Origin of the sequence: Enterovibrio coralii, from assembly GCF_001559595.1 — a bacterium.
Classification (GTDB): domain Bacteria; phylum Pseudomonadota; class Gammaproteobacteria; order Enterobacterales; family Vibrionaceae; genus Enterovibrio; species Enterovibrio coralii.
Genome location: NZ_LNTY01000059.1, coordinates 177,093 through 202,384 on the forward strand (window position 1 = coordinate 177,093; position 25,292 = coordinate 202,384).

Here is a 25,292-nt window from a genome sequence, read left to right on the forward strand (position 1 = left end):
TTCTCAATTACGTGGGGTCAGGAAGGTTGCGAACCGGCTCCAGCAAGTCTCGGTCAAAGTCCCCATCTTCAATGGCGGAAGCGATGTCTTCTGCAATATCTAACAAGGTCGCGCGTCTGCCGTCAGTCATTGGATACAGCAACTTGAGTTGAGGCTCTTTCGCGATAGGCAGGCCTAACTCTCCACCGACCATTGCCCACATGTAGGCTTCATCCAAAAAGCCCAGAGAGTGGTTAGTGGTGGCCAGCGATTTAATGGCTTCGGGCACGGTTTTGTCGCGAGTATTACCTGCTCTTCCGTCATAAAAAGACAACGATTTCAAAAGGATATTTATGGTGTGTTCTTTGTCTTTGTCCACGTAGTAGGTCGCCAAACCCAGTTGCAGTTCAGGCGTGTCGAGATATTCGGTTTCTTCTAGGCGTAGGAATTGATCCAGTGCTTCATTGTCGCCCTGTGTCCAGCGGTAATAAATAATCGCTGGCTGATACGAGGTTTGCAACTCTTGCTCAATGCGCTCGATAGAATCGTAGGCGTGAAAAACCGCTTCCGTACGTTTGGTTTTTCTTTCTTTTAGCGTGGTGGTTTCGATCTGCGCTGACAACTCCATGCATTTGGCATATTTTTTCGTCAAAAGCAGTTCATCGAATTTGTTCAGATCCGACGGCTTTTTCTCAACTTCATATCTCATCCATATGAGATCCGTTCGTTCGTGGCGGCACTGTCCATCGCGCACGTTCAGCTTGTCACAGATCTGTGGGTAGTTTTCACAAAGCTGTGCGGTGCTTCGGTTGCTCTCAAAGCAGCCTGTCAGCAACAAAGAGCCGAAGGCAATAGAGGCAAGTTTTAACGAAACGGGAATTCTTCCTGTTGTCATGTATAGCGGGCTCGTCAATTCTAGGTTTTCCAAATAAGGATACGCATGACTTATAACATAAACACTCATAGAGAGTTTATGTCTGATTGCCGAGTTTTGCGTGATACCACATACCCGAAAGAAATTATCGCGATTAGTGCATCATCGCGCAGGAAGAAGATGTTGGCTGGGGTAGGACAACCTGAAGGGGTATCCTTCAGGTTGCTGTGAGGTAGTTTCTATAAAATCGTGGTGCCGAGGTAGTCGATGTTATCCGCATCCGTCCAAATGGTGATTTGCGCATCACTGTACATGTCATCGAACACATAGGCTTGTAGATCGCTGACCTGACCAGCGGTGAGCCCCATTTTCGCAATCATGTCAGGGGTGATGGTGGCTGCTGGTGTGGCGGAGGCATTGTATTCCCAGTTGATGCCCGTGAAGTTAAGCGTATCGTCGCCATCTCCTAGCCAAGCAACAAAACCTTGCCAATCTGCATTGTTGGTATCGTCAGATTGTTCATCAATCTCATGAAGGTTGATGGTAACGGTTTGGGCACTGCTGTCGCCAATTACCGCTTCTACACCCGCGATCACATTGCCAGTGATACTCGGATCAGACTGATAGGTTGCACCCGTAAAATCTGCGTGCTGCTCACCCACAATTTTCATGGTGTCGAAGCCTGATGAGGCATCATAACGGTGTTCATTGATTTGTGTTCCACCGGGCAGCGTTTTGGTTTGCCCCTGAAAATCGTTGGCATCGAAGATGAGGGTGTCAGAGTTGATGCTCCCCGTCAGGCTATCGACGCCGCCTTGTCCATCCAGAATATTGTCTGCACTGAACCAGCCTGCGACGAGTAAATCATCGCCGTCTCCGCCATAGAGTTGATTGCTGCCAACGTTGCCGTAAAGCTCATCGTTGCCGACGCCACCATAAAGCGTGTCGTTACCTTGCTTGCCGTACAGCTTGTCGTCGCCTTCGCCACCGTAAATCTCGTCGTCACCCGCATTGCCGCGAAGATCATCATCACCATCATCGCCGTAGATTTCATCATCGCCTGTGCCGCCGAAGACAAGGTCATTGCCATCACCGGCTTCGATGTAATCATTGCCGCCGTCGCCATAGATTTTGTCTACACCTTCCTCTCCGAAGATGTCATCGTTACCGGCACCGCCGCGCAGTTCATCATCGCCTTGTTGACCTTCCAGTAGATCGTCACCAGCACCGCCATGAAGCTCGTCGTTATCAAAGCCGCCCCAAAGCTCGTCGTCTCCGTCACCGCCTTCAAGTTTGTCGTCGCCATTCTGGCCGTAGAGCTTGTCGTCACCGTCTCCACCATGAAGGTGGTCATTGTCGTTGCCACCCCACGCACGGTCGTTACCATCGCCGCCGGAGATAACGTCATTGCCGTTTCCGCCAGTAAGTGCATCGTCACCGCCTTCTCCGATGAGATAATCATCGCCGTCATAGCCAAACAAAGAGTCATTGCCGTGGGTGGAGGTGTCGCCTGATGCAATTTCTTCAACGTTGATTGCCACATCGTCAGACGAAATGTCAGTGTTTACGTCAGCAAGGTTGAACGGGGTCCATTCAAACGAGGGTAGGTCAGTGGCCGGAATGGTGAAGAAAACCAGCTTGGCACCGTCAGGCACATTTATGTCGATGGCAGAGCCGCGCTCGGCAGTCGTTACTGCATCCACAACGATTTCGCGGCTAACTACGTTGCCGCTGCTATCTAAAATGGCATAACCGAGACTTTGTTCTTCGGTTACATCGAAGTCGAATTGTGACAATGTGACAGTCAGGAAGGTATTTTCAGTGATATCGTAGCTTCCGTCAGTGTTTGCCGTGAGCGAGGTGATGTCATCCGCGGAAGAGTCACCATAGGCTCGGTCGTCGCCGCCGTAACCGCGTAAGATATCGTTGTCACCGAGACCATAAAGTGTGTCGTTGTCTGAGGTGCCCGCGAGATCGTCCTGCGAGCTGCTACCAGTGATTGTGGCCATGCTTGAGTACCCTGTATTCTGGAGGCTGGGGTGACAGTGTTAAGCCAGGCCGATTGGCAAACACAAATAGGAAAGAGCCGCACAGAAAACAGCTGATTGCGGGAAAACATGTTTTAGTGAAACTGGTTTCTGTCACCTGCCAGATGCTGACAAAGGTGGCAAATTGCCGCACAGTACTCAAGGTGGTAGGTGCGTATTCATATTAAAATCAGTAATATTGTGTTTACATTCATGCCGGATGTTGCACTAAAGCACGTAGAAAGAATGGTTCTGAGTATGATGAACGACTGACAGTGAAAATTTTTTGAACGTACAGTTGTTAAGTCAGCGTACTCACTAAAACGCGCGTATTGAAAGTAAAGGATTATAAGAAACTATGGATATTGAACAGCTGTTATCCAACGTGACCCCAGAAGTGTTTGAGCGTTTGAGTTATGCCGTGGAAACAGGGAAATGGCCTGAAGGCACACCGTTAACGCCAGAGCAGCGTGACAATGCGATGCAACTTGTCATGTTGTACCAATCTCGCCACAACACTGACCCACAGCACATGAGTGTGGCCGCGGGCGGAGATATCAAACTCAAATCGAAAGCTGAGCTGAAGCGAGAGTTTGCGGCGGGGCAGGATACGATTGTCCAGACAAAGCTGGATGATGCTTAAGAAAACAAAAAAACGGCCTGATGGCCGTTTTTTATATCGGTGCGTTAGCAGTAACGGATTCGCTTAGTGGGTGAGCTCACCACGCAGGTTTGCCTGCAATTGGGTGCGAATTTCCGTCATCGGCAAATCTTGACTGAGCAAGAAGTGCAGTTTCGCCAACGCCGATTCTGGCGTCATGTCGTAGCCGCTCAACACGCCAGCATCTGCAAGCGCACAGCCCGTCGCATAACCGCCCATATTCACTTTACCCGCCAGACATTGCGTGAGGTTTAACACAACCACACCTCGGTCAGTCGCTTCTCGAAGAAGACCCAGCAGCTCTTTGTTCTGAGGCGCATTGCCGACACCAAAGGTCAGCAAAATCATCGCATTAACCGGTTGTTTAAGAGCATTGCGGATCACTTCTGGTGAGATGCCTGGGTACATCATGATGATGGCGACAGGCTGCTCAGTGATGGTGTGAACCTTGAAAGCACCTTCTGGTTTCTTGTCAATTTCACCGCCCAGCAGCTGGATGTTGATACCTGCTTCCAAAAGTGGTGGCAGGTTTGGCGACGTGAATGCATTGAAGCCATCTGCATGTGACTTGGTGCTGCGGTTACCGCGAAGCAATTGGTTATTAAAGAACAGTGTCACTTCGTTGATCGGGTAATTTGCAGCAATATGCAGCGCGTTCAGCAAGTTTGCCTGACCGTCTGAGCGAAGCTCGGCCAAGGGAATTTGAGAGCCCGTGATGATGACTGGCTTGTCGAGATTTTCCAGCATGAAAGACAGGGCAGAAGCCGTGTACGCCATGGTGTCAGTACCATGAAGGATCACAAAGCCGTCGTACTTGTCGTAGTTGTCACGGATGTCATCCGCGATACGTTGCCACTCCGCAGGTGTCATATCGGCAGAGTCGATAAGCGGACTGTATTCATGGATGGTGAATTCTGGCATCTCTGGACGATGGAATTCCGGCATCTGTTGAAGCTGTTGCTGCATAAAACCGGACACAGGAATATAACCCTGCTCTGACTTCAACATGCCAATCGTGCCGCCTGTATAGGCGATATAAATATGTTTTCTTTCCATCTTCACAACATCAATCTGTTCGTGGGTGTGGGCGCATTATACGTACCACAACCGCGAAAAAAACCCCGGCATGCGCCGGGGTTCTCTCAGTTTTCAAAATAACTGCAATTTGGACACATGGCGTAGCGGCCATTCGGGTCATTAAAGTTGCTTAAGTTATTCATTTCGCTGGTGGCAACTTCGGCGAAATCTTGTACCACGGAAGGCAGTTTTAAATGGGTGTTGAGGTCCAAAGCGACTGAAGCTTGGTTCATTAACTCCACGATAAATTGCTGCGCAGGAGACAGCGGCTCTTCCATCCAATTCAGTGAGTAACTGTCGATGTTCGCAAGCTCTGCTGCGGTGTTGATGGCATCATCAAAATCACCAAGCTGGTCAACTAAGCCGCGCTTCATGGCATCGTAACCGGTCCAAACGCGACCCTGCGCCACCAAATCCACGTCTTCGAGTGACAAGTTACGTTGGTTTGCGACAAGGCTGATAAAGCGTTGGTAACCGTTTTCGATACCCAGTTGCATCATCTCACCGATTTCTTCTGGCAGCGCGCGTGTTACGCCAACGCCAGCAAAAGGTGTGGTACCAATTCCGTCGCTGTATACACCGTATTTCGCCAGTGCATCTTCAAATGTGGTGAGGATGCCGAAAATACCGATAGAGCCAGTAATCGTGGTTGGCTGAGCAATGATCTTGTTAGCACTGGTTGAAATCCAGTAACCACCAGATGCGGCCACGGATGACATTGAAACAACAACGGGTTTGCCCGCTTCTTTCAATGCTTCCACTTCGTTACGAATAACTTCAGACGCAAAGGCACTGCCACCTGCACTGTCGACACGCAGCACAACGGCTTTGATTGCATCGTTTAATCGTGCATCACGAAGCAGGGCCGCCGTGGTGTCACCACCAACAGTCCCTTCGGTTTCAAAGCCATCAACAATGGCACCGCTTGCCACGATAACGGCAATTTGATTGGCATTCGGTAAGGTGAAGTTCAGCGGCGCATAGTCGTAAATGCTGACGTAGTTAAAGCTGTCTTTGCCATTGCTGCCAAACACTTCAGCCAGTTTTGCGCGAATTTGTTGGCGAGTCAGCAGTTCATCTACCAAGCCCATTTGTTGGGTTAGCATGGCGAAATCACCATCGACCGCTTCGAGGTTGCGAAGCAAGGTATCTGTGTCTGGCGACAGAGACTCTGGTGTGATGCCACGGTTCGCCGCAACGTCATCAACATAAGCTCCCCAAAGCTGGTTTAGCCAGACAGCATTTGACTCTTTCGCTTCGTTTGACATGTCGGTGCGCGTATACGGCTCGACGAAAGACTTGTAGGTACCAACGCGGAAAACATGGGTCGTGATATCCAGCTTCTTCAAAAGATCTTTGAAGTACAGGTTGTACGTCCCATAGCCACGCAATAATACCGCACCGTCTGGAGCCATAAGCACTTCGTCAGCGTAGCTCGCTAAGTAGTATTGGCTTTGACTATAGTGACCACCGATTGCCACCACATGCTTGCCAGTTGCTTTGAACTCATTGATGGCTTTAGCGATGTAACGAAGCTTGGTCAGGCTGGTTTCCTGCATATCGGCAAGGCTCAGCACCATCCCGTTGATCTTGTCGTCTTTGGCTGCCGCTCGGATTTGGTCGACCACGTCATAAAGGACATTTTCAAATTGAATCTGTTGGCCGAAGAGGTTGCGCGTGGCGTAATCGTAAGGGTCTAGGCGACGTTGTTTTTCAACAATGGGGCCAGACAAGTCAACCAACAGCGCACGGGCTGGTTGTTCTTGTGGCTTTGGAGCCGGTGTGTGTTCGGCAGTGAAGGCAAAGTAAATCGCCACCAATATCCCGATAAAAATCAGATTTAGCAGCAATTGGCGTGCGAAAGTGATGGTCTTCCAGATCCACTTCAGCACATTACCGATAAATTTAAAAAGCGTTTTCATTTGGTTATCCAGCTTCTTGTCCTGACTGTAATCGTAACGAATCCTGTTTAGTTTACCTAGCTTTGATTTGTGTTGTGAAAATGTAAACAGTTGTTTGAATTTTTGCTTAAGTGGGGTTATGTTGGTCAGACCAGAACTAATAATTATCATGGATGCATTTTATGAGCTCGCCGTACCCACATTTACTTGCTCCACTGGATCTTGGTTTTACTACGTTGAAAAATCGTGTGTTGATGGGATCGATGCACACAGGCCTTGAAGAATCCAACGATGGATTCCAAAAACTCGCCGCGTTTTACGCAGAGCGCGCCAAAGGTGGCGTTGGCCTTATCGTCACGGGAGGCTTCTCTCCAAATTTCCGAGGGCGTTTGCACCCACTCAGTGCACAATTTAGCAGTGGAAGAGCGGCCAGAGCTCATCGCACCATCACCGACGCTGTACACGAGCATGGCGGGAAAATTGCCCTTCAATTGCTGCATGCCGGGCGCTATGCGATGCACCCTTTTGCGGTGAGTGCATCGGATACTCGGTCACCTATCTCCAAGTTTGCGCCATCCGCCATGAGCGAGCGTCAGATCCGAAACACCATCAATGATTTTGCCAAAAGCGCAGAGCTGGCGCGTGAAGCCGGCTACGACGGCGTGGAAATCATGGGGTCTGAAGGGTATCTCATCAATCAGTTTATCTGTGTTCGCGCCAACACCCGCTACGATGACTGGGGCGGAAGCTATGAGAACCGTATTCGTTTCCCCATCGAAATCGTAAAAGCGGTGCGCGAGCGCGTTGGCCGAGATTTCATCATCGTATTTCGTCTCTCTATGCTGGATCTGGTTGAGCAAGGCAGCACCAAAGAAGAAGTGGTGCAACTGGCGAAAGCGTTGGAGCAAGCCGGTGTCACCATTCTCAATACCGGTATTGGCTGGCATGAAGCGCGTATTCCTACCATTGCAACGCAAGTGCCGCGCGCTGCATTTAGCTGGGTAACGGAGAAGCTCAAAGGTGAAGTGTCGATTCCCTTGGTGACCTGTAACCGTATCAACACGCCAGAAGTCGCGGAGTCGATTCTGGAAAAAGGACAGGCAGATATGGTCTCGATGGCGCGTCCGTTTCTGGCTGATGCCAACTTTGTGGCTAAGGCAGAAGCGAATCAATCTGATGACATCAACACCTGTATTGCCTGTAATCAGGCGTGTTTGGACCATGTCTTTAAAGGTAAGCGGGCGAGCTGTCTGGTGAACCCACAAGCCTGTTATGAAACCGAATTGACAGTGACACCCGCTGCGCAAAAACGCCGCGTCGCTGTGGTGGGCGGTGGCATGGCGGGGATGTCTTTCGCCGTTACGGCTGCAGAGCGAGGCTTTGATGTCGTGATCTTCGAGGCCAGAGAAACCTTGGGTGGCCAGTTTAACCTCGCGATGCAAATTCCAGGTAAAGAGGAATTCAAAGAATCTATCCGTTATTTCACCAAGAAAGTGGCCGACTGGGGCATTGATGTGCGCTTGAACACAAAGGCTACTGCACAAGATCTTGAAGGTTTCGACGAAGTGGTTGTCGCGACGGGAGTGAAGCCGCGCATGCCGGGTATTCCGGGGGTGGAACATGAAAAAGTGATTGATTATCAAACCTTGATTCGTGAACAGCCCAAGCTTGGAAACCGTGTTGCTGTTATTGGTGCTGGCGGTATCGGGATTGATGTCGCACCATGATCACTGAGCCTGAAAACCAAACGCTGGATGAGTGGTTGCAAGATTGGGGTATCGATAAATCTTTGGGTCACGAAGGTGGTTTGTTACCTCAAGCGCATTACATATCTCAGCGTCAGGTGTGGTTGCTCCAACGCCGTCCAGGACGAGTGGGGAAAGGCCCCGGTAAAACAACTGGCTGGATACACAGAAAAACGTTGGAGAAACGTGGCGTTGAATTGATGGGCGGTGTCAGCTACGAAAAAATTGATGACGAAGGCCTGCACATTTCGCTCGAAGGCCAGCCGCATATATTGCCCGCAGACCATATTATTCTTTGCGCTGGACAGGAGTCGGTTAATGACCTTGCCAATGAGCTCAAAGATAAAGGCCAAACCGTTCACATTATCGGTGGTGCGGAGAAGGCTGGCGAACTCGATGCGAAACGCGCGATTCGCCAAGGGGTCAAACTCGCTATTTCACTTTAATCGTTTTCCACTGTGCGATTACCACAAAATCTGAAGGGAGTTACCCCTTCAGTTTTGTGGTATTTTTGTTTGTGAGTTCAATTGTTTTTTCTATCTCGGGATTTTTATGGACGCTCTCAGTCTTCTTACGCAACGCCGTTCCATTCCACGTCTTCTTGCGCCTGCGCCTGAAGGGGAAGCTTTGCAGAATATGCTCGCAGCGGGTCTTCGTGCTCCAGACCATGGTGCATTAACGCCATGGGAATTTGTGATTGCGACTGGCGAAGGCTAGATAAGCTTTCTGGGATTTTGAAAGCGGCGGCTGAAGCGGATAATGAAGATGCTGCTGTGGTAGAAAAGGCCACCAATGCACCTTACCGCGCGCCTATGGTTATCACTGTGATTGCCCGTACGAAACAACACGATAAAGTGCCAGTTATCGAACAACATATCTCTGCAGGCTGTGCAGCACAAGCTATGCAGATGGCTGCGGTCGCGCAGGGTTTTCAAGGCTTTTGGCGCACGGGTAAGTGGGCGTACCACGCAAGTGTTCGTGAAGCGTTTGGCGTGTCAGGCAACGATGAGATTGTCGGCTTCTTGTATGTCGGAACACCAGATTGCACGCCAGCAAACGCGCCGAAGCGTGACACTGACAAGTACGTAAAATACCTCTGATTTTCCGCTGAAAACCTGATCTTGAGATTTAACTGGATGTATATCCAGTTAAATCTTGTGTGACTTGCCCTTTTTCGTTAGATTTAATGCCATTACTTTTCTGTCAGAGTTCTTATGGCACGCCTGTTTATCGCCGAAAAACCGAGCCTCGGCCGCGCAATCGTCGCTGCATTGCCAAAACCCCACAAAAATAACGAAGGTTACGTGGTTGCCGGAAACGGTGACACGGTGACTTGGTGTATCGGCCATTTGCTAGAGCAGGCTGAGCCAGATGCTTACGATGAGAAATATAAGGTCTGGCGGCTTGAACATCTTCCTATCTTGCCTGAGCAGTGGATCCTCAAACCGCGTAAATCGGCAGCAAAACAGCTTTCTGTGGTTAAGAAACTGCTTAAGCAATTCGATGATATCGTGCACGCGGGTGACCCTGATAGGGAAGGGCAATTGCTGGTGGATGAGGTGCTTAGCTTTGCCAAGTTACCCGCAGCCAAAAAGCAGCGTATTCAGCGTTTGTTGATCAACGATCTCAACACCTCGGCCGTGAAAAAAGCCCTGTCAGCACTCAAAAGTAACCTGGATTTTGTGCCACTGTCGGTGTCTGCACTGGCACGCTCTCGTGCAGATTGGCTTTACGGTATGAATATGTCTCGTGCTTACACCTTGCTTGGCAAGCAAGCTGGGTATCAAGGCGTACTTTCTGTTGGCCGAGTACAGACGCCAGTCTTGGGGTTGGTCGTAAGGCGAGACAGGGAAATTGCAAACTTTATTCCTAAGCCGTTTTACCAGTTAGATGCGGTCATACCTTGTAATGGCAGCGACATTCTCGCGCGTTGGCAGCCAAGTGAATCATGCCAGCTTGGCAGGATGAAGACGGGCGTATGCTGTCACGAAAGCTCGTTGAAAATGTCGCTAAGCGTATTGAAGGACAACCTGCGCATGTCACTGATGCTGAGCGTAAAAGTACCAAGCAGGCTCCGCCATTACCTTACAGCTTGTCAGCACTGCAAATCGACGCAGCAAAAAGCTTTAACATGAGCGCGGCAGACGTGCTGGCGTGTTGTCAGGCTTTATATGAAAAGCACAAGGTCATCACCTATCCGCGCTCGGATTGTCGTTACTTACCTAAAGATCATTTCAAAGAGGCATCTTCAGTTGTTCAGGCTGTGAAGAAGACGGCTTCTTCGTTGGCGAGTGCGGTCGATGGGGCTAACACGTCACTGAAATCCAAAGCATGGAATGACAGTAAGGTTGAAGCGCACCATGCCATTATTCCCACGGGGAAAAGCACGGTATCGCTTAGTGGTAGAGAGCTGAGTGTTTACGAGCTCATTGCCCGTCAATACTTGATGCAGTTCTATCCTTCTGCCGAATATGCAGAAGCGAAATTGACCTTTGATATTGCAGGCGGCGTGTTTATCGCTAAAGGCAAAAAGCTAATGCTGGAAGGGTGGCGAGCACTGATTGCGAGAGATTCTGCCAGTCAAAAAGAAGATTTAGAGAGCCTAGTGCCACCGTTAGACAAGGGCACAGTGTTAACTTGTCTGCGTGGCGATATCAAAGACTGTATGACAGAGCCGCCACGCTACTTTACTGAAGCAACGCTCTTGCAGGCCATGACAGGGATTGCGCGGTTTGTTCAAGACAACTCGTTGAAAAAAATTCTGCGTGATACCGATGGGCTGGGTACAGAAGCACGCGCGCGGGGATTATGGACTTGCTGTTCAAACGTGGCTTGTTAGCGCGAGAAGGGAAACAAATTCGCGCCACGCCGTCCGGCTTTGGTTTGATTGATGCTTTGCCAGCAAAAGCCTCGTATCCCGACATGACGGCACAATGGGAAAGACAGCTACACGATATGGCAGAGAAAAAGTCTGCTTATCAGCCATTTATGGGCGCGTTGGAATCCGAACTTAAAAGCTTGATGGAAGAAGTCAGAAACGGGCCATTGCCAGAGAGTTTGCGTTCGCTTCCGGCACAGCCCTCAAGATTTGCAAAGAAAAAAGGTAAAAGTGGCTTTCGTAAGAAACGCTATAAAACGAAAGCCTGATCTTTCCCTTTGCTCTTCGCTTCATAGAGCGCGACATCCGCATCGGTAAACAATTGCTGTTGGCCATTCACTTTTTCGGGAATGACCGATTTGCCACCAATGCTGACGGTGACATACGGAGAGACTGGTGACCCTTTGTGCTCGATCTTGAGCGCGCGAATAGCCGCCAATGCCCTATCGGCGACTGCCAACGCACCTTCTTGGTCGCAATGCGGCAGTAAGTAAACAAACTCTTCACCGCCAAAGCGCGCAAGCACAGTACCTGCACGGCGATCGACTTCACTCAGCGCTTGTGCGACTTCAAACAGACACTTGTCGCCCAATGAATGGCCGTATTCGTCGTTGTATTGTTTGAAATGGTCGATATCGACAATCAGAATGCTCACTGGCGTTTGATGTCGTAACGCACGGCGCCATTCTTCTTCAATTTTCTCATCGAGCATCCGACGGTTTGGTACCATGGTCAGGCTGTCTTCGCGAGAGATACGGTTCAGCCTTTTGTTGGCTTCTTCAAGCTGGGCGGTGCGCTCTGTAACGCGATGCTCCAACGATAAGTTTAGGGCTTTGAGCTCGTCTTGCGCGCGGCGTTGGATGAGATGCTGTGACATGGTCACACCCAATAGCTTCAACAATTCGCCGTGGTAGCTTTTTAGCGGCGTCCCGGTGATCAGGTTGTCACACGCAATCCAACCGATGGGATCGTCGCCATCCCAAAGCGAAATCGTCGCATTCCAGCCAATCCCAATCTCTTTGCTGTCATGGTACAGCGGCGCATTGTCGTTGATGGTGATGTGCTTTCTGCGGTCAAGCGTGCTCTTAGCATGAAAATGCTCGTGTATGGCGGTGCAATACCACTGTTCGTTGGTCACAGACCCATCGATGTCTGTGCCGTAGGTTCCTCTCATCAAGCCTGTGCGGGTGTTGAGAAGGAAGATCGCCATGCGATCGAGGTCTAGGGCATGGATGCACTCGTAAACCGCGGTATGCAGCATGTTATCGAGAGAGTGCGTGTGCCATAGACGCAGAGAAATTTTATGAAGAATATGGAGTTGCTCAAGCAGTCCCTTTTGAGAACACACTTCCTGAACACGTTTTTGTTCGGTTTGTTTATGCGCTTCTTGTTCTTCAATACAGGCTTCGTGCTGCAAATGACTATCGAGCGCACCTGAGATCAGCAGAGAGAGCATATCCAGCGAGTGACCATCAATATTGATGGTTTCTGCCAAAGACAGCACGAAATAGCCATAGTTTTTGCCACGCACGGTTAAACGGACCAGCTGATGGAAGCGGTCTGACTGGATGCGCAATTCACTAGATAGGAGAAGTCGATTCAATAGCGCGTTGAACTGAATATCTGTGGAGGTCGCAGGGGTGTAGACATTGGCACTTTCTACCGACATTTCAGCGAGCAGTTGCCACTGAGTATCACCTTCACCCGCAATCAACAATTGGCAATGCGCGTCGGGAAACGTGTCAGTAAAAACCTGACCCAGAGCCATGCAAAACGACTCGATGTCTTCTTGAGGGCAAATTGCCTCTCCGACTTTCAAACAGAATGAATAATCAAGAGCATTCATGCTCTGTGACTCCCCTAATTTAGCTAGCGTTAAAATGTGACGTTGGTTCTAATAATGTTTCAGCCAGTATGACAGTAATTAGTCTTAGGAATGTCTGAATTTCTTTCATCTTCGACTCAGGTCACAGGGGTTGTTAGTAGGGTGTGACTTGGCTTCTAGCACGGGGCTTTGGAAATAATAATTTAACAAAAACAGAGGGGTAGGTGATTCCCACTAACTCAAGTAGGCGGAGACGCATCCGACCAGTGTCATGATAAATAGAAACCATTTTAATGTCTGAGGATTTGCCTTTATGGCAAATTTAACCGCGAGCCAAGCACCAAACATTGAGCCGACTGCCAGCAGTAGTCCCGGCAGCCAAAGAATGAGATCTTGCCAAATGAAAATAGCGAGAGAGACGGCAGTAAAGGCCAATGTGCAGACCAGTTTTAGCGCGTTACCGCGCACCAGATCGTAACGAAGCGTGCCGCAAAGTGCGGCGATAAGCACAAAGCCGACACCCGCTTGAACAAAGCCCCCGTAAAAACCAGCGATGGTAAGACCTAGCCAGGAGGCAGGCGTGTCTTTGACTTTCTTAAACGGTGTATCTGGGTCTGGTGCAATGGCACTTGGCTTGACCAACATGATGAAGGCCATCAATAACATGGTGCCAAGCAAAAGGGGTTTGATGATGTCTGATGGAAGCCACGCAGCTGCACTTGCACCGACAAGGCCGCCAATGACCATAGGAATAAGAATGCCGACTAAGTCGCTACTTTCTAGGCGGTTGTGATGGCGAAACCCGGCAACGCCACTGACGCTTTGCATCAATACGCCAACACGGTTGGTCGCGTTGGCCACTTCGGCTGGCATGCCAAGAACGATGAGTGCCGGAATGGTGAGGTTTGACCCGCCGCCCGCAAGCGTATTGATAATGCCCGCGACAAAGCCTAGAACGACCAGCAGTACACCGAAACCGAGCGAGATATCCATATCTTTACATCCGTATGATTTGAGTTGGCAGGCGAAGAAAATCAACGCCCTAGCATCATAGCGAAATGTATAGAAACGAAAAAGCCCGCAGCATAAATGCTGCGGGCTTTGAATAAATGGTCGGTCTGACTGGATTTGAACCAGCGACCCCTGACACCCCATGACAGTGCGCTACCAGGCTGCGCTACAGACCGATACTATGTACTCATGGTACGAAGCTAGATCTTCACTGTCAATTGCCTTTCAGAATTAAATCCGTGAAATTCAATTGGTTGGCTAAAATTGATTCACCAATGAGATCGCTGTTTTACTATCAGTTTTCTTCTGGATAGTAGAAACGCTTCAGCTCATGCATCACTTGCATCAGCACAGAAAGCTGTGGTTTCCCTTCTGGCTGTAGCTTGTAGTTACTGTCATAAACGCGGTAGTTACCGAATTTGTCGACCACTGTCGTTTTGTCAGGTTGCACCACAACGATGTCGCGGCTGTCACCTGCCAGTACCCATTTTCTTGGTTTGTCGGCCAAGTCGAACAGGTTCTGACCACTGGTGTAAGACTCAGAAGGCTATCAACTGCCAGCATGCTTTCCATCAGTGTCGGCACGACATCAAGATGAGAGCTGTAAATGTCCACTTCCGTTGGCGATTGATTTGGCCAATGGATGACCAGCGGTACCTGGATTTGGTACTTGCTGTAATTAGAGTTTGAGCCCCAGCTATTCGAGCCTGTTTCATTGAACTCGATGCCATGGTTGGCAGTGACAATCACAATGGTGTTATCTAGCTGGCCTTTGGCTTCCAAGGTATCAAACAACTCGCCCAGCAGGCTGTCGACATAATACGCCGCGTTGTTGTAGCTGTTTTTCAGCACCAACGTGGTGTGTTCACCAACGTTTGCCAGATCGTTGTCGAGCGATGGTTGGAATGGACGTTCATAATCGCCGCCTTGTTCGTACTCAGTCACGCTTTTCAGCTCTAAGTAGGCAAACCAAGGTTTGCTCGGCGTTTTATCATTTAGCCAAGTTTCAAGGTTATCTGTGGCTTTGTGGTCAGCAACCCATGCCTCGTCAGCGCTGATTTTGGTGGCGTCATTAAGGTGCTTACCAAAAATGCTTTGATAGTAAATCGGGTTTTCGAAGTTATCGGCACTGAACAAACCGAAATCGTAATTACGTTTTTCCAGCGTATCGAGAAGCAGCGGGCTTAATCCTTCGGTACGTGCGCTTTGTGCATAGCTACCTGGCAAGCCATAAAACAGACCAAACAGACCTGCCATGGAATCGTTACTGGTGCTGTAGTGGTGCATGAATTTCACGTTGTTAGACGCGAAATCTTCAAGGTTTGGCATCACGACGGGATCGAGCATGTCTGCGCGCAGACTCTCAACCATAACGACCAATAAATTCGGGTTGTAGCTTGCCGCTTTAGACGAGAAAGAGAGTTTCTCTAGCGGATAACGAATAACTTCGCTTTCTTGATTTCCCATTTCGTCTCTGCGGCGCTGATATTCTTGGCGATCAAGTAGGCCGTATTTCTCCATGAAGGTTTTAGCGTCATAGGGTATGAGATCGGGAAGTTAGAGCGTTGTGATGTCACTGGGCTGTAGAGGAATGCATCCGCCCAGATGTGAATCAAGTGGCTACCAATGAAACATACTGCGAATACGCTGGCAATTGGCACGCCTACACGCTTGCGAGAGAGTTTACGTAGCTTGCGCCAAACCCATTCAGACATGATGAGTTCAAGCAAGAAGATAGCAGGCACCACGACAAACAAGTATTGCCAGTGGGCATTCATGTCAGTCTTTTCGCCGCTAAGCAGCAAATCCCAAACCAGAGGGTTCAGGTGAAGGTGCAAAGTTTCATAAGCGTAGATGTCCAACAACAGGAGCGTCATGCCTGCTGTGGCCACAAAAACAGCAAACAGCCTCATCAACCTTTGAGAAGGAATGATAAAGCTGGCTGGGAATATGATCAGAATATAAACAGCGAAAACCAGAAAACCAAAGTGACCGAGCCATGTCAGCAATTGATAGGTTTGTCCGAGCAATGTCTCTGGCCAACCGGATTGCGCGATATAGCGCGTGCCCAGCAACATGGCCGCAATAATATTGAAAAAGCTAAACCAGTGTCCCCAGCTAATGAGCTGCGACACTTTATCCCTGTAGGTATTTCCGCTGTCTACCATAAAAGGTCAATTCTTCTCTTTTATTCTACTTCGCGCAATTTGATGACGCGTTATTACTCTGTATCGATAGATGACAGCAGAGCTTGAGCAAATTTTTCAGCGATGATTTTGCGCTGTTCAGCAGGCATCTTGCTGCTGTTGATCAAATTTGTCGCGATGTTGCCAACGATCATCAGCGAAAGTTCGTTAGAAGCTTTGTGCTTTTCAAGAACATTGACCACATCTGAAAGGATCTGTTCAACGTTTTTATCTTGATATTTAGAAGTAACAGGCATAGAAACTCTTGTCTTGTATCAACGGAAGCCGCGTATAATAACCCACACTCTAGTCTGACGAAAAATGTTTTCAATTATGAGCCTCACGCTTTCCAACGTTATTCTTCACCAATTAAAAAAAGAGGGTGAAGACTCACTGGTTGTTCATCTACGCGAGCAGCCTCTAACTCATTCTACATCAACAGAAAATCTTGTAAGTGAAATCCATCGCGTCTACAACGCAAAAGCGGGTAAAGGCTTTGGTCAATTTGCGGAAGAAAGTGAATTCTGCGGCTGGTTGAAAGCATGTCGTAAGCAAGAAATGGACTTTTTGTCGTTTTCTTCGCAAGCAACTGAGCGTCTTAAGGAAGAACTTTCTAAGTACCCATTTGCTGATGAAGGCGTGTTAGTGATTGCGGAGTACCGCTCACTGGCGACCGAATATCTGTTCATTGGTTTATTAGAATCTAAAGCGAGCATGAAAGTCACTGACGACCTGGAAATCGGCACGACCGACTACTTGGATGTGGCGAAAATGGACATCGCAGCGCGTATCGACCTTTCTACGTGGGAAAGTGACGCGGACTCGAATCGCTATCTGACTTACATCAAAGGACGTGTTGGCCGCAAAGTGGCAGATTTCTTCCTCGATTTCATGCAAGCAGAAGTGGGTATGGACACCAAGCAGCAGAACTTGGTGTTGATGCAAGCGGTGGAAGACTACTGTGCTGACTCACGTTTAGATAAAGAAGAAAAACAGCAATACCGCAAGCAAGTCTATGACTACTGTAACGGTCAGCTTCAAGCGGGCGATGAAGTCGTCGTAAAGGAACTGGCGCAAGAGCTGCCTTCTAACGAAGCAGGTGTGGACTTCTACCAATTCGCGTCTGAACAAGGCTATGAGCTGGAAGAGAGCTTCCCAGCTGACCGTACGTCTATGCGTAAACTGACCAAATTTGTTGGCGGCGGTGGTGGTCTTTCCATCAACTTCGACAGCATGTTGCTGGGTGAGCGTGTTTTCTACGATCAAGCGACAGACACCTTGACGATCAAAGGTACGCCACCAAACCTTCGCGATCAGTTGACGCGCCGTTTGAACGTCGACGAATAATCTCGATTTAAACAGTGATTTAAAACACACGCCGTTTCTTCGCTTTGCGTAGGAACGGCATGCTGTGTATAGACAACTTACACTTTAATGTTTGCAAAGTAAGACAGGTTTTCTAACTTATAAGAAACGCCAATCTTTCTCTTTCACAAACATCACCACGTTTCAGTCTTGGACAGCAGTAAGCCTTATAACGTGTTAGCTTATTTGAGGGACACCTGTGACATCGATATCCGCAAGACTAGGTTTTCGTAACCAGTTGGATAATAACGGTAATTTGGTACTTCATCGAATCTCGTATGCGCTTTGGGGCGTGTTCGTGTTGGCGCTTGGGTATGCGTTTTACGCGTATCAGGACATGAATCACGTAAAAGATCATGCAGCTCAGGTTGTTAAACTCAATAATGCGGCACAGCAACTCAGGCAAACTGTGTCTGCGTCCATGCTGAATCAAGAGCGAGAGCTCACTCAAATTGAGAAAGAAGTTCAGCATTTCCGCTATCTGCTGTTACGCACCAAATCACTCACCATTGAAGATGAATGGGAAGACATTCAAAGCACACTGATTGATGCAGACGCGTTCGTCGAAGATGTCGATAACCTGCTTGCGTCGATTTACTCGGTTTCAAAGGTGACCAAACAATTGAAGTCACTGACGGAAACCCAACGTTCGCCTGAACTTATCCGTCTTTTTGAATCGATAAGTAGTTACTTACTCTTCGAATTTCACGGGCTCAATGGCGACAGAGAAACCAGCGTTCAGCGCTTCAATGAATACATCGACGCGATTGAGCGTCAGCTGTCCAGCTCATCCTCCAACGTGGTGAGTGTGGAGCTTTACACCTTATACACTGGGCTGATTCGCTTAAATCGTCAGCTCGAGAGCCTGGATAACGTCATCAACCACAAGTTTGTCCGTGCGATGACCCAGCAACAGCAGTATTGGACCAATCGCGTCATTGTTTTGCTAGACAATATTCTCTTGGCACTGGCTGTGGCATTTGTTGCTCTTGGTGCGCAAGTCGTTATCCGCTATCAACTGGAACAACGTGCTTATGGCTACACACCGGTTTCACGTAAATCGGCAGTGAAAGCGAAGAAAGATGAATCAAAAGCCACCGAGAAAGCAGAGATGATTCCGGAAGGGGAATTGTTTGATGCGAGCATCTTAATCGAGCAGCTAGAAGGGGATTTTGATGCCATTGATTCGGTGCTGACCATGTTTGTTGCTGAACACCAAAACGATGCTCTGAAAGTCAGAACACAGAACGAGCAGGGCGAAATCGCAAAAAACAGTGCGCTGATCCACAACTTAAAAGGGGTGGCGGGCAACATTGGTGCTGCTGTCTTAGAGCGTTTTTGCAAAGAGATAGAAGTGTCGTTGAAAGATGGGCAGGTTTTGTCTGAAGACACTCTCGTGAAGTTTGAAAAACTGCTGACCATGACCATTCAAAGTGTGCTCAAAGAAATGGAGCAACTTCGTCGAACTCTGGCTACGTGAGGAACCCTGTGTCCACCAACGATTTACCTTGGTATAGAACCATGAGTTTTAAGGCCCTTTGGATATTGGGCCTTATGCTTGCTGTGGTTGTCATTACGATTGCCTACGTGATGGAAACTACTGGCGACAGTATGGTGCGTGACAGTGCGAACCAACGTGTCGAAGCGCAAGTGGAAAACGTTGCGCGAACGCTTGGTCAGCTTTCTAACAACGTTAGTACCGTTGCCTTGTCATTGGCCGATACGCTGGAGCTTTCGGATTCCCCCGAAGAAATCGAACACAAATTGGCAGTGATGCTCAGTAACGAAAACATTCGTAGCGTGGTGGCAAGCGGCGGTTTTTGGCCTGAGCCAAATATCTATTCGCCGGGTGATGCCAAAGCGTCAGTCTTCATTGCCTTTAACGAAGATGGCTCATATCACCGTATTGATGATTACAACTCTGATACTGCGCGTCCTTATCACGTTGAAGAATGGTATGCGCCGACGAGATTTGTCAGAGGTGCGGCTTACTGGTCTCGTGCTTATGTTGATCCATACACCAACGAGCCTATGGTGACCTGCAGTGTTCCAATCATCAAAAATGATGAGTTTCGCGGCGTCGTCACCATCGACGTGCGTCTTGCGGAGTTGCGCGTCTTCCTCTCAAGAAGTGGCCAAAAGCTGGGCGGCTATTTAGCGATGCTCGACCGCGGCGGACGCTTAATGTCCTACCCCGATTCGGTGAAGCCTGTAGCGTCCGGCACGCATCAACTGCCGAGTGTTTTGGAGATTGCTTACAGGGACAGTCGATTCAATGAATTGGCATTGGCCATCAGCTCTGCATTGCAAGGTGAGCGGTTGGCATTGCAAAGCAATGCGAATGTGCAGGATTTGGCTGAGCAGATTGTCATGGCGACACCTGACATTGATTTGGGCTACGCGCTTTCGATTGCCGCAGAACTGGACCCAGACCAAAGTGTCTTTCGAGGTACTGAAAAGCTCTTTATCCATCAACTTGATGTAGACCCTGTTCTCGATGAACCAACGCTCGTTTTAGCGCGCGTGCTGCCGGGCACCAACTGGATGCTAATTGGCGCGTTGCCTGAACGTTTGCTCAAAGTTGAAGCCACCACGCTAAAAAATGATCTGTTCTTTGCGATGGCATTTGTGGGGCTTTTACTGGTTGTCGTGACCTATTTGGCGATTCATTTTCATATCGTTAGGCCAATGGCGCGGGTTAGACACGCCTTGGAAACACAGGCACAGACGGGCCATTTTCACCGATTGACTACAAAGAGAAAGATGAACTCGGCATGTTGGTGCAGGAGTTCAACCAACTGAGTACGAATCTGGTTGAGACGCGTGAACGAGCAGTCGAGGCGGCAAGAACCAAGCAGCTATTCCTCGCTAACATCAGTCACGAAATCCGTACGCCGATGAATGGCATACTTGGCGCAACCTCCTTGATGCAAGATGAAGGCATGTCAGGCAAACAAGCGGAATACCTGTCTGTGATTGCACACTCTTCACGCGGATTAATGTCGCTTATCAATAACATTCTTGATTTCAGTAAGATGGAATCAAATCACCTCAAGTTGGAAGAGGCCCCGTTCGATTTACAGGAAGTCGGACGTTACGTGCGTGAGTTGTTGTTGCCGACCATTCAGAACAAGCCTCAGTTAGCGTTTGATTTCCATTACGACAGAGATTGTCCTCATCGTTTTATTGGTGACGCGCACCGCATCGAACAGGTGATGCTGAACTTGGTATCCAATGCGCTGAAGTTCACGGAAACAGGCTTGGTAACACTGAGAATTGGCATAAATCGCCAGCAAGACCGTTATGTAGGGGTGGTGATCAGTGTCGTCGATACGGGGGTGGGTATTGCGCCAGATAAGTTTGACCTGATTTTTGATGAGTTCCAGCAAGCGGATACGTCAACCACACGACAATTTGGTGGTTCTGGTTTGGGTCTGGCCATCACCAAGCAGCTTGTAGAGTTGATGGGCGGCGAAATCTTTGTAAACAGTGAAGTGGGACGAGGAAGTCAGTTTGATGTGACGTTACCGCTGCAAATCGAAGAGCATTCCAGCGATGAAAAAGGCCGTGAAATGCTTCGTGAGCATACCGATGCGTTCAAAGGTAAGCACTGTTTGCTGGTGGAAGATAACGCCATCAACATGATGATTGCTGAGAAGATGTTGTCGAAGTTTGGTTTCACAGTGGACAAAGCCGTCGACGGTGTAGAAGCGATCGACAAAGTTTCCATGCAAGGCTATGACATCATCTTCATGGATATCCAGATGCCAAGGATGGACGGACTGGAAGCCACCCGACAGATCCGCGCTAACGATAACTTTAATAAACGGACGCCTATCGTTGCGATGACGGCCAACGTTCTGAAAGATGATATTTGGCGTTGCATCAGCAATGGAATGCAGGGGCACATAGGTAAGCCATTGCGCGAAAATGAGATTTTTGCAGTTTGCGTCAAAGCATTGTCGACCGAGGTAGAAGCGTAAAGAGACGTGATGAGATTGACCATTTGATGCGCGAAGGTTGATCTGAATCAAAGGTTTTTCATGGCGACTGAGGAAAATAGCGCGCCTATGAAAACTGTATCTAATTCGTCTGGCCCCCGACGCCAACCTCTTTGGCTCGTGCGCGCAATGACGACGCTTTATTGTAAGCATATTCACCGCGGCAGCCAGTTGTGCCCGCAATGTACAGCACTACTCGCATTTGAAGAAACAAGAACCTCTCAATGCGCAGAAGAAGGAAGCAAATCAGCCTGCAAAGAGTGTGACCGCCAGTGTTATCCCGATGCAACGAGATTGGAGATCAACCATATTACTCGTTGGGCGGCACCGAAACTGAGATGGCGTAAGCCATTGCTTGTCGCTAGACATTACGTTAGTACCATTCTGAATTAGTTCTACATTCATTCAACCAAACACTGCAACGCGCCCTGACGGGCGCGTTTTGCATTCTTCTTCCTCGTCTTATGCCAGCAAAAAAGAACCACACCGCAAGCGGCGTGGTGCAACTGTGCAAAGCGATACGTATCGAAAGAACAACTCACGTTATAAACAAAGGGCTTTCTGTCAAAAAGACGGACTAATCCATCGTGACAGCAATCTTGCCGCGCGTCCTTCCACTTTCACTTTGGTCAAATCCCTTCTGGAAGTCTGTCAGGGAAATGGTTTGTGAAATAAACGGTTTGATGTCACCTCTCGCAATGAATTCTGTTGCGCGTTTAAGGAGTGATGCATCGCCTTGCACGAAGACAAATGAGGCGTCGACACCGGCTTCTTTCGCTGCCGCTTCTGTCTCTGGAAGTAGGCCACTGATACTGACTAGCTTTCCACCCGGTTTTAGCACGCGAATGGCTTGTGTTTGTGCTTCTCCGTAAAGCGATTCGAGAACGAGGTCGACGGGCTTTTCTGCTAAATAGCTGACGACATCTTGTTTCTCGTAATCAATGACTTCATCGGCTCCTAGTGACTCGACAAACGCTTTGTTTTTACTTGAGGTCATCACAATCACATGCGCGCCCATGATTTTGGCGAGCTGAATGGCAATATGACCCACTCCGCCAGCCCCTTGTTGGATGAGCAATCGTTGATTTCGATGCAGGTTGCCTTCGGTGATTAAGGCTTGCCATGCGGTCAGCAACACCATAGGCAGGGCACCCGCATCTTCATAGCTGATGCTTTCAGGCAGTAAGGCTAAGTGGTCGCGTTTCACGACGCAGTATTCTGCTAAGGTGCCATCCAAGCCAATTTCCGCCATCGCGAACACGCGATCGCCGGGGTTAAAGGCCTTGGAAAACGCACCAGTCTCTATCACGTCACCCGCAACGTCCCAACCCAAAACAAGTGGCATGGGTTGCTTGGCAAGAAAACTCAGCATGCCATTACCAATTTTGTAGTCGACAGGGTTGATGGAGGAAGCGCGCACTCTCACGAGCACTTCATCAGGCTTTGGTTTCGGAATTTCAATGTCTTGTAAAGTGACATCACCAAAATTGTCCATTCGTACTGCTTTCATTGTCATCTCCGTCCGTGTTGATGAAAAAAGCTTAAGCGTTTCCATTTGAGACAAAAATAACGTTATCCGAATAAGACTGTTTCCAAATTGGAAAATGTTTGATTGCATGGCGTCGTTACCCAAGTGCTCATGAGTAGGAAGATTTATGGACAAATTGACAGCCATGCACTTTTTTACGCGCGTTGCCTATCTTGGGAGCTTTTCGAAAGTTGCCAAGGAGCTGCATACCTCACCGTCCAATGTCAGTAAGCACATTGCGGATTTGGAGAGTCGACTGGGTGTCAGACTGTTGCAGCGTACGACACGAGTCACCACGCTGACCTTAGCTGGCGAGAAGTACCTCAAGCAGTGCGAGAATATTCTGGATTTAATTGGCACGGCTGAGAACGAGGTACTGGCGCAAAAGGAGCGCGTATCTGGCCTTATGCGGGTAAGTCTCCCCAGCCTTTTCGCGAACGCGGACACCAGCAGGATGCTCGCAGAGTTTATGGAAAAATACCCCGATTTGGATATCGAACTACACCTGAATGACAGGTTCGTGGACTTGGTGGATGAGGGATATGACCTCAGCGTCAGGGCGAGCTTTGTTCAACCGGATTCCAGTCTGATTTACCGTTTTGTGGGGAAAATTTGTATCGACCTGGTTGGCGCAAAAGGCTACTTCGAGAAACATGGATACCCGAAAAATGCCGCAGACCTTCAGCACCATGATTTCATCGATCACGGCAACAGTGCAGCAGGAACGGTTATCCTCAGCAAAGCCGGTGTGCTCGAGCGCGTGAACGTTCACCAGCGTGTTCGCGCCAACAACACCCATATGGTGAGGGATTTGGTCGTCCAAGAGCAGGGCATCGCCTTTATTCCAAGGCTGGCTACCCTCTATCATCCAGACCTTGAACGCGTTTTGACGGACTACGACCCCGGTTATCTGACGCTCAGTGTGGTGTACCCAGAGCGGCGCCACACGCCGCAGAAAGTCTACAAGTTCGTTGAGTTTCTTGCTGCTTGGTTCGAGCGCGAACGTCAAACACCTTGGCATTAACCGTCGCATAGAAGCGTCACACTTCCTTTTATCTATGGGTGGTTTTTCACCCATTTCATTTTAACCACCTCTCAGTTCTGTTAATGCCTTGTTAATCCTTTTCCGCTAACGCTGCCGTCCATCGCGTGATGGGCTAGTTAGTTAAAGGATTCGTTGGACATGCAGACGCATGTGAAATACATGGAAAGAGAGGGATTGTTATGAAAATGCTCAACAGAGTGCTTTGTGCATTAGCACTCTTTGCCGGCTTGTCGGCATTTGTACATGCCGCACCAGAAACCATCAAATTCTCACACGTTGTTGCAGAGAACACCCCAAAAGGGCAGATGGCACTGAAGTTCAGAGACTTGGTGGCAGAGCGCATCGGTGACAAATATGTGGTGGAGGTGTATCCAAACTCCCAATTGTTTGGTGACGGTAAAGAGATGGAAGCCTTACTGCTAGGTGATGTGCAGTTTATTGCGCCATCGTTGTCGAAGTTTTCCAAGTACACCAAACAGCTTCAACTTTACGATCTGCCCTTCCTGTTCAAAGACATGGAGGCTGTTGATCGCTTCCAACGCAGCGAAGCCGGTCAGGCATTACTGGAGTCTGTGAAGGGCAAAGGCATGGTTGGCTTGGGATATTTGCACAATGGCTTGAAGCAACTGTCTGCGAACGATCCATTGCGCGTGCCGGCCGATGCTGATGGCAAAAAATTCCGCATCATGAGCTCTGATGTACTGGCAGCACAGTTTGAGGCCGTAGAAGCCGTTCCGTTGAAAAAGCCATTCTCAGAGGTGTTTACGCTGCTCCAAACCCGCGCCATTGACGGGCAGGAGAACACCTGGTCAAACATCTATTCCAAAAAATTCTTTGAAGTTCAGCCATATATCACGGAGTCGAACCACGGTGTGTTGGATTACATGGTGACAACATCCACAGAGTTTTGGATGCAGCTGCCGGATGAAGATCGTGAGGTTTTACAAACGGCACTAGCAGAAGCCGTTGCCCACGGTAACAAGATTGCGAACGAGAAAGCGATGAAAGATCGTCAGAACATCATCGATTCAGGTCGCAGCCAAATTATCACCCTGACGGACGATCAACGTCAGCAATGGGTGGAAGTGATGAAGCCGGTTTGGACGGAGTTCCAAGAGCAAATCGGTCCAGAGCTTATTGAAGCTGCTGTTGCGTCAAATCAGTAATACAAGAAGCCCGGCGTTCTGTC

At 49.0% G+C, this 25,292-nt stretch carries 18 protein-coding genes, 1 tRNA gene and 3 pseudogenes; 11 read left to right on the forward strand and 11 right to left on the reverse strand.

The window, feature by feature from the left end:
- Positions 1 to 7: 7 nt before the first annotated feature.
- Both ATN88_RS23445 and ATN88_RS23450 read right to left on the reverse strand, forming a co-directional pair.
- Positions 8 to 874 (reverse strand): DUF2989 domain-containing protein, encoded by an 867-nt coding sequence (locus ATN88_RS23445; protein ID WP_067419916.1) that lies wholly within the window; start codon positions 872 to 874, stop codon positions 8 to 10.
- Between the two features lie 218 nt (positions 875 to 1,092).
- Positions 1,093 to 2,862, reverse strand: a complete 1,770-nt coding sequence (locus tag ATN88_RS23450; RefSeq protein ID WP_067419917.1) for a calcium-binding protein — start codon at positions 2,860 to 2,862, stop codon at positions 1,093 to 1,095.
- Between the two features lie 376 nt (positions 2,863 to 3,238).
- Between ATN88_RS23450 and ATN88_RS23455 the strand changes: the two genes are divergently transcribed.
- On the forward strand, positions 3,239 to 3,523 hold the full coding sequence (locus ATN88_RS23455) for a YeaC family protein (RefSeq protein ID WP_067419918.1): 285 nt from the start codon (positions 3,239 to 3,241) through the stop codon (positions 3,521 to 3,523).
- A 63-nt stretch (positions 3,524 to 3,586) separates the two neighbouring features.
- On the opposite strand, the gene ansA is transcribed toward ATN88_RS23455, so the two are convergent.
- Together ansA and sppA are read right to left on the reverse strand one after the other, a co-directional pair.
- Entirely contained in the window at positions 3,587 to 4,597 is a 1,011-nt protein-coding gene (ansA, locus tag ATN88_RS23460; RefSeq protein ID WP_067419919.1) for an asparaginase, read from the reverse strand.
- 86 nt (positions 4,598 to 4,683) lie between these two features.
- Positions 4,684 to 6,540: a signal peptide peptidase SppA gene (sppA, locus tag ATN88_RS23465; protein ID WP_067419952.1), complete on the reverse strand. Its 1,857-nt coding sequence runs from the start codon at positions 6,538 to 6,540 to the stop codon at positions 4,684 to 4,686.
- A 161-nt stretch (positions 6,541 to 6,701) separates the two neighbouring features.
- Here sppA and ATN88_RS23470 point away from each other — a divergent pair.
- The 3 pseudogenes from ATN88_RS23470 (at position 6,702) to ATN88_RS23480 (ending at position 11,411) form a co-directional block, all read left to right on the forward strand.
- A pseudogene (locus tag ATN88_RS23470) lies at positions 6,702 to 8,710 on the forward strand (oxidoreductase).
- A 106-nt stretch (positions 8,711 to 8,816) separates the two neighbouring features.
- A pseudogene (locus ATN88_RS23475) lies at positions 8,817 to 9,364 on the forward strand (NAD(P)H nitroreductase).
- Between the two features lie 114 nt (positions 9,365 to 9,478).
- A pseudogene (locus ATN88_RS23480) lies at positions 9,479 to 11,411 on the forward strand (DNA topoisomerase III).
- Here the strand turns inward: ATN88_RS23480 and ATN88_RS23485 are convergent.
- From ATN88_RS23485 to ATN88_RS23505, 6 genes are all read right to left on the reverse strand, one after another.
- Entirely contained in the window at positions 11,393 to 12,988 is a 1,596-nt protein-coding gene (locus ATN88_RS23485) for a diguanylate cyclase (RefSeq protein WP_067419920.1), read from the reverse strand. The pseudogene ATN88_RS23480 and the gene ATN88_RS23485 sit on opposite strands and share 19 nt — an antisense overlap.
- 213 nt (positions 12,989 to 13,201) lie before the next feature.
- On the reverse strand, positions 13,202 to 13,960 hold the full coding sequence (locus ATN88_RS23490; RefSeq protein ID WP_067419921.1) for a sulfite exporter TauE/SafE family protein: 759 nt from the start codon (positions 13,958 to 13,960) through the stop codon (positions 13,202 to 13,204).
- Between the two features lie 117 nt (positions 13,961 to 14,077).
- Positions 14,078 to 14,154: transfer RNA gene (locus ATN88_RS23495), tRNA-Pro, on the reverse strand.
- Between the two features lie 169 nt (positions 14,155 to 14,323).
- Complete coding sequence (locus ATN88_RS29040) at positions 14,324 to 15,445, reverse strand: sulfatase-like hydrolase/transferase (protein WP_408607732.1); 1,122 nt, start codon at positions 15,443 to 15,445, stop codon at positions 14,324 to 14,326.
- Positions 15,406 to 16,146 (reverse strand): DUF3413 domain-containing protein, encoded by a 741-nt coding sequence (locus ATN88_RS29045; protein ID WP_408607733.1) that lies wholly within the window; start codon positions 16,144 to 16,146, stop codon positions 15,406 to 15,408. The genes ATN88_RS29040 and ATN88_RS29045 overlap by 40 nt, the downstream gene beginning before the upstream one ends.
- A 53-nt stretch (positions 16,147 to 16,199) precedes the next feature.
- Complete coding sequence (locus ATN88_RS23505) at positions 16,200 to 16,421, reverse strand: YejL family protein (protein WP_067419922.1); 222 nt, start codon at positions 16,419 to 16,421, stop codon at positions 16,200 to 16,202.
- Between the two features lie 76 nt (positions 16,422 to 16,497).
- Between ATN88_RS23505 and yejK the strand changes: the two genes are divergently transcribed.
- The 5 genes from yejK (at position 16,498) to ATN88_RS25705 (ending at position 21,923) form a co-directional block, all read left to right on the forward strand.
- Entirely contained in the window at positions 16,498 to 17,511 is a 1,014-nt protein-coding gene (yejK, locus tag ATN88_RS23510; RefSeq protein ID WP_067419923.1) for a nucleoid-associated protein YejK, read from the forward strand.
- Between the two features lie 217 nt (positions 17,512 to 17,728).
- A complete protein-coding gene (locus ATN88_RS23515) occupies positions 17,729 to 19,009 on the forward strand; it encodes an Hpt domain-containing protein (RefSeq protein WP_067419924.1) in 1,281 nt (426 codons plus the stop codon).
- Positions 19,010 to 19,050: 41 nt separating this feature from the next.
- Positions 19,051 to 20,331 (forward strand): cache domain-containing protein, encoded by a 1,281-nt coding sequence (locus ATN88_RS27965; protein WP_232313501.1) that lies wholly within the window; start codon positions 19,051 to 19,053, stop codon positions 20,329 to 20,331.
- Complete coding sequence (locus ATN88_RS27970; RefSeq protein ID WP_232313502.1) at positions 20,304 to 21,512, forward strand: ATP-binding protein; 1,209 nt, start codon at positions 20,304 to 20,306, stop codon at positions 21,510 to 21,512. The genes ATN88_RS27965 and ATN88_RS27970 overlap by 28 nt, the downstream gene beginning before the upstream one ends.
- A gap of 147 nt (positions 21,513 to 21,659) precedes the next feature.
- Positions 21,660 to 21,923, forward strand: a complete 264-nt coding sequence (locus tag ATN88_RS25705; RefSeq protein WP_232313503.1) for a nitrous oxide-stimulated promoter family protein — start codon at positions 21,660 to 21,662, stop codon at positions 21,921 to 21,923.
- Between the two features lie 184 nt (positions 21,924 to 22,107).
- Here the strand turns inward: ATN88_RS25705 and ATN88_RS23525 are convergent, their stop codons facing one another.
- Positions 22,108 to 23,040, reverse strand: a complete 933-nt coding sequence (locus ATN88_RS23525; RefSeq protein WP_067419925.1) for an NADP-dependent oxidoreductase — start codon at positions 23,038 to 23,040, stop codon at positions 22,108 to 22,110.
- Positions 23,041 to 23,185: 145 nt separating this feature from the next.
- Between ATN88_RS23525 and ATN88_RS23530 the strand changes: the two genes are divergently transcribed.
- Entirely contained in the window at positions 23,186 to 24,082 is an 897-nt protein-coding gene (locus tag ATN88_RS23530) for a LysR family transcriptional regulator (RefSeq protein WP_067419926.1), read from the forward strand.
- Positions 24,083 to 24,282: 200 nt separating this feature from the next.
- Positions 24,283 to 25,269 carry a TRAP transporter substrate-binding protein gene (locus ATN88_RS23535; RefSeq protein WP_067419927.1) on the forward strand — a complete coding sequence of 329 codons (987 nt, stop codon included), beginning with the start codon at positions 24,283 to 24,285 and terminating at the stop codon, positions 25,267 to 25,269.
- The last annotated feature ends 23 nt before the right edge of the window (positions 25,270 to 25,292 follow it).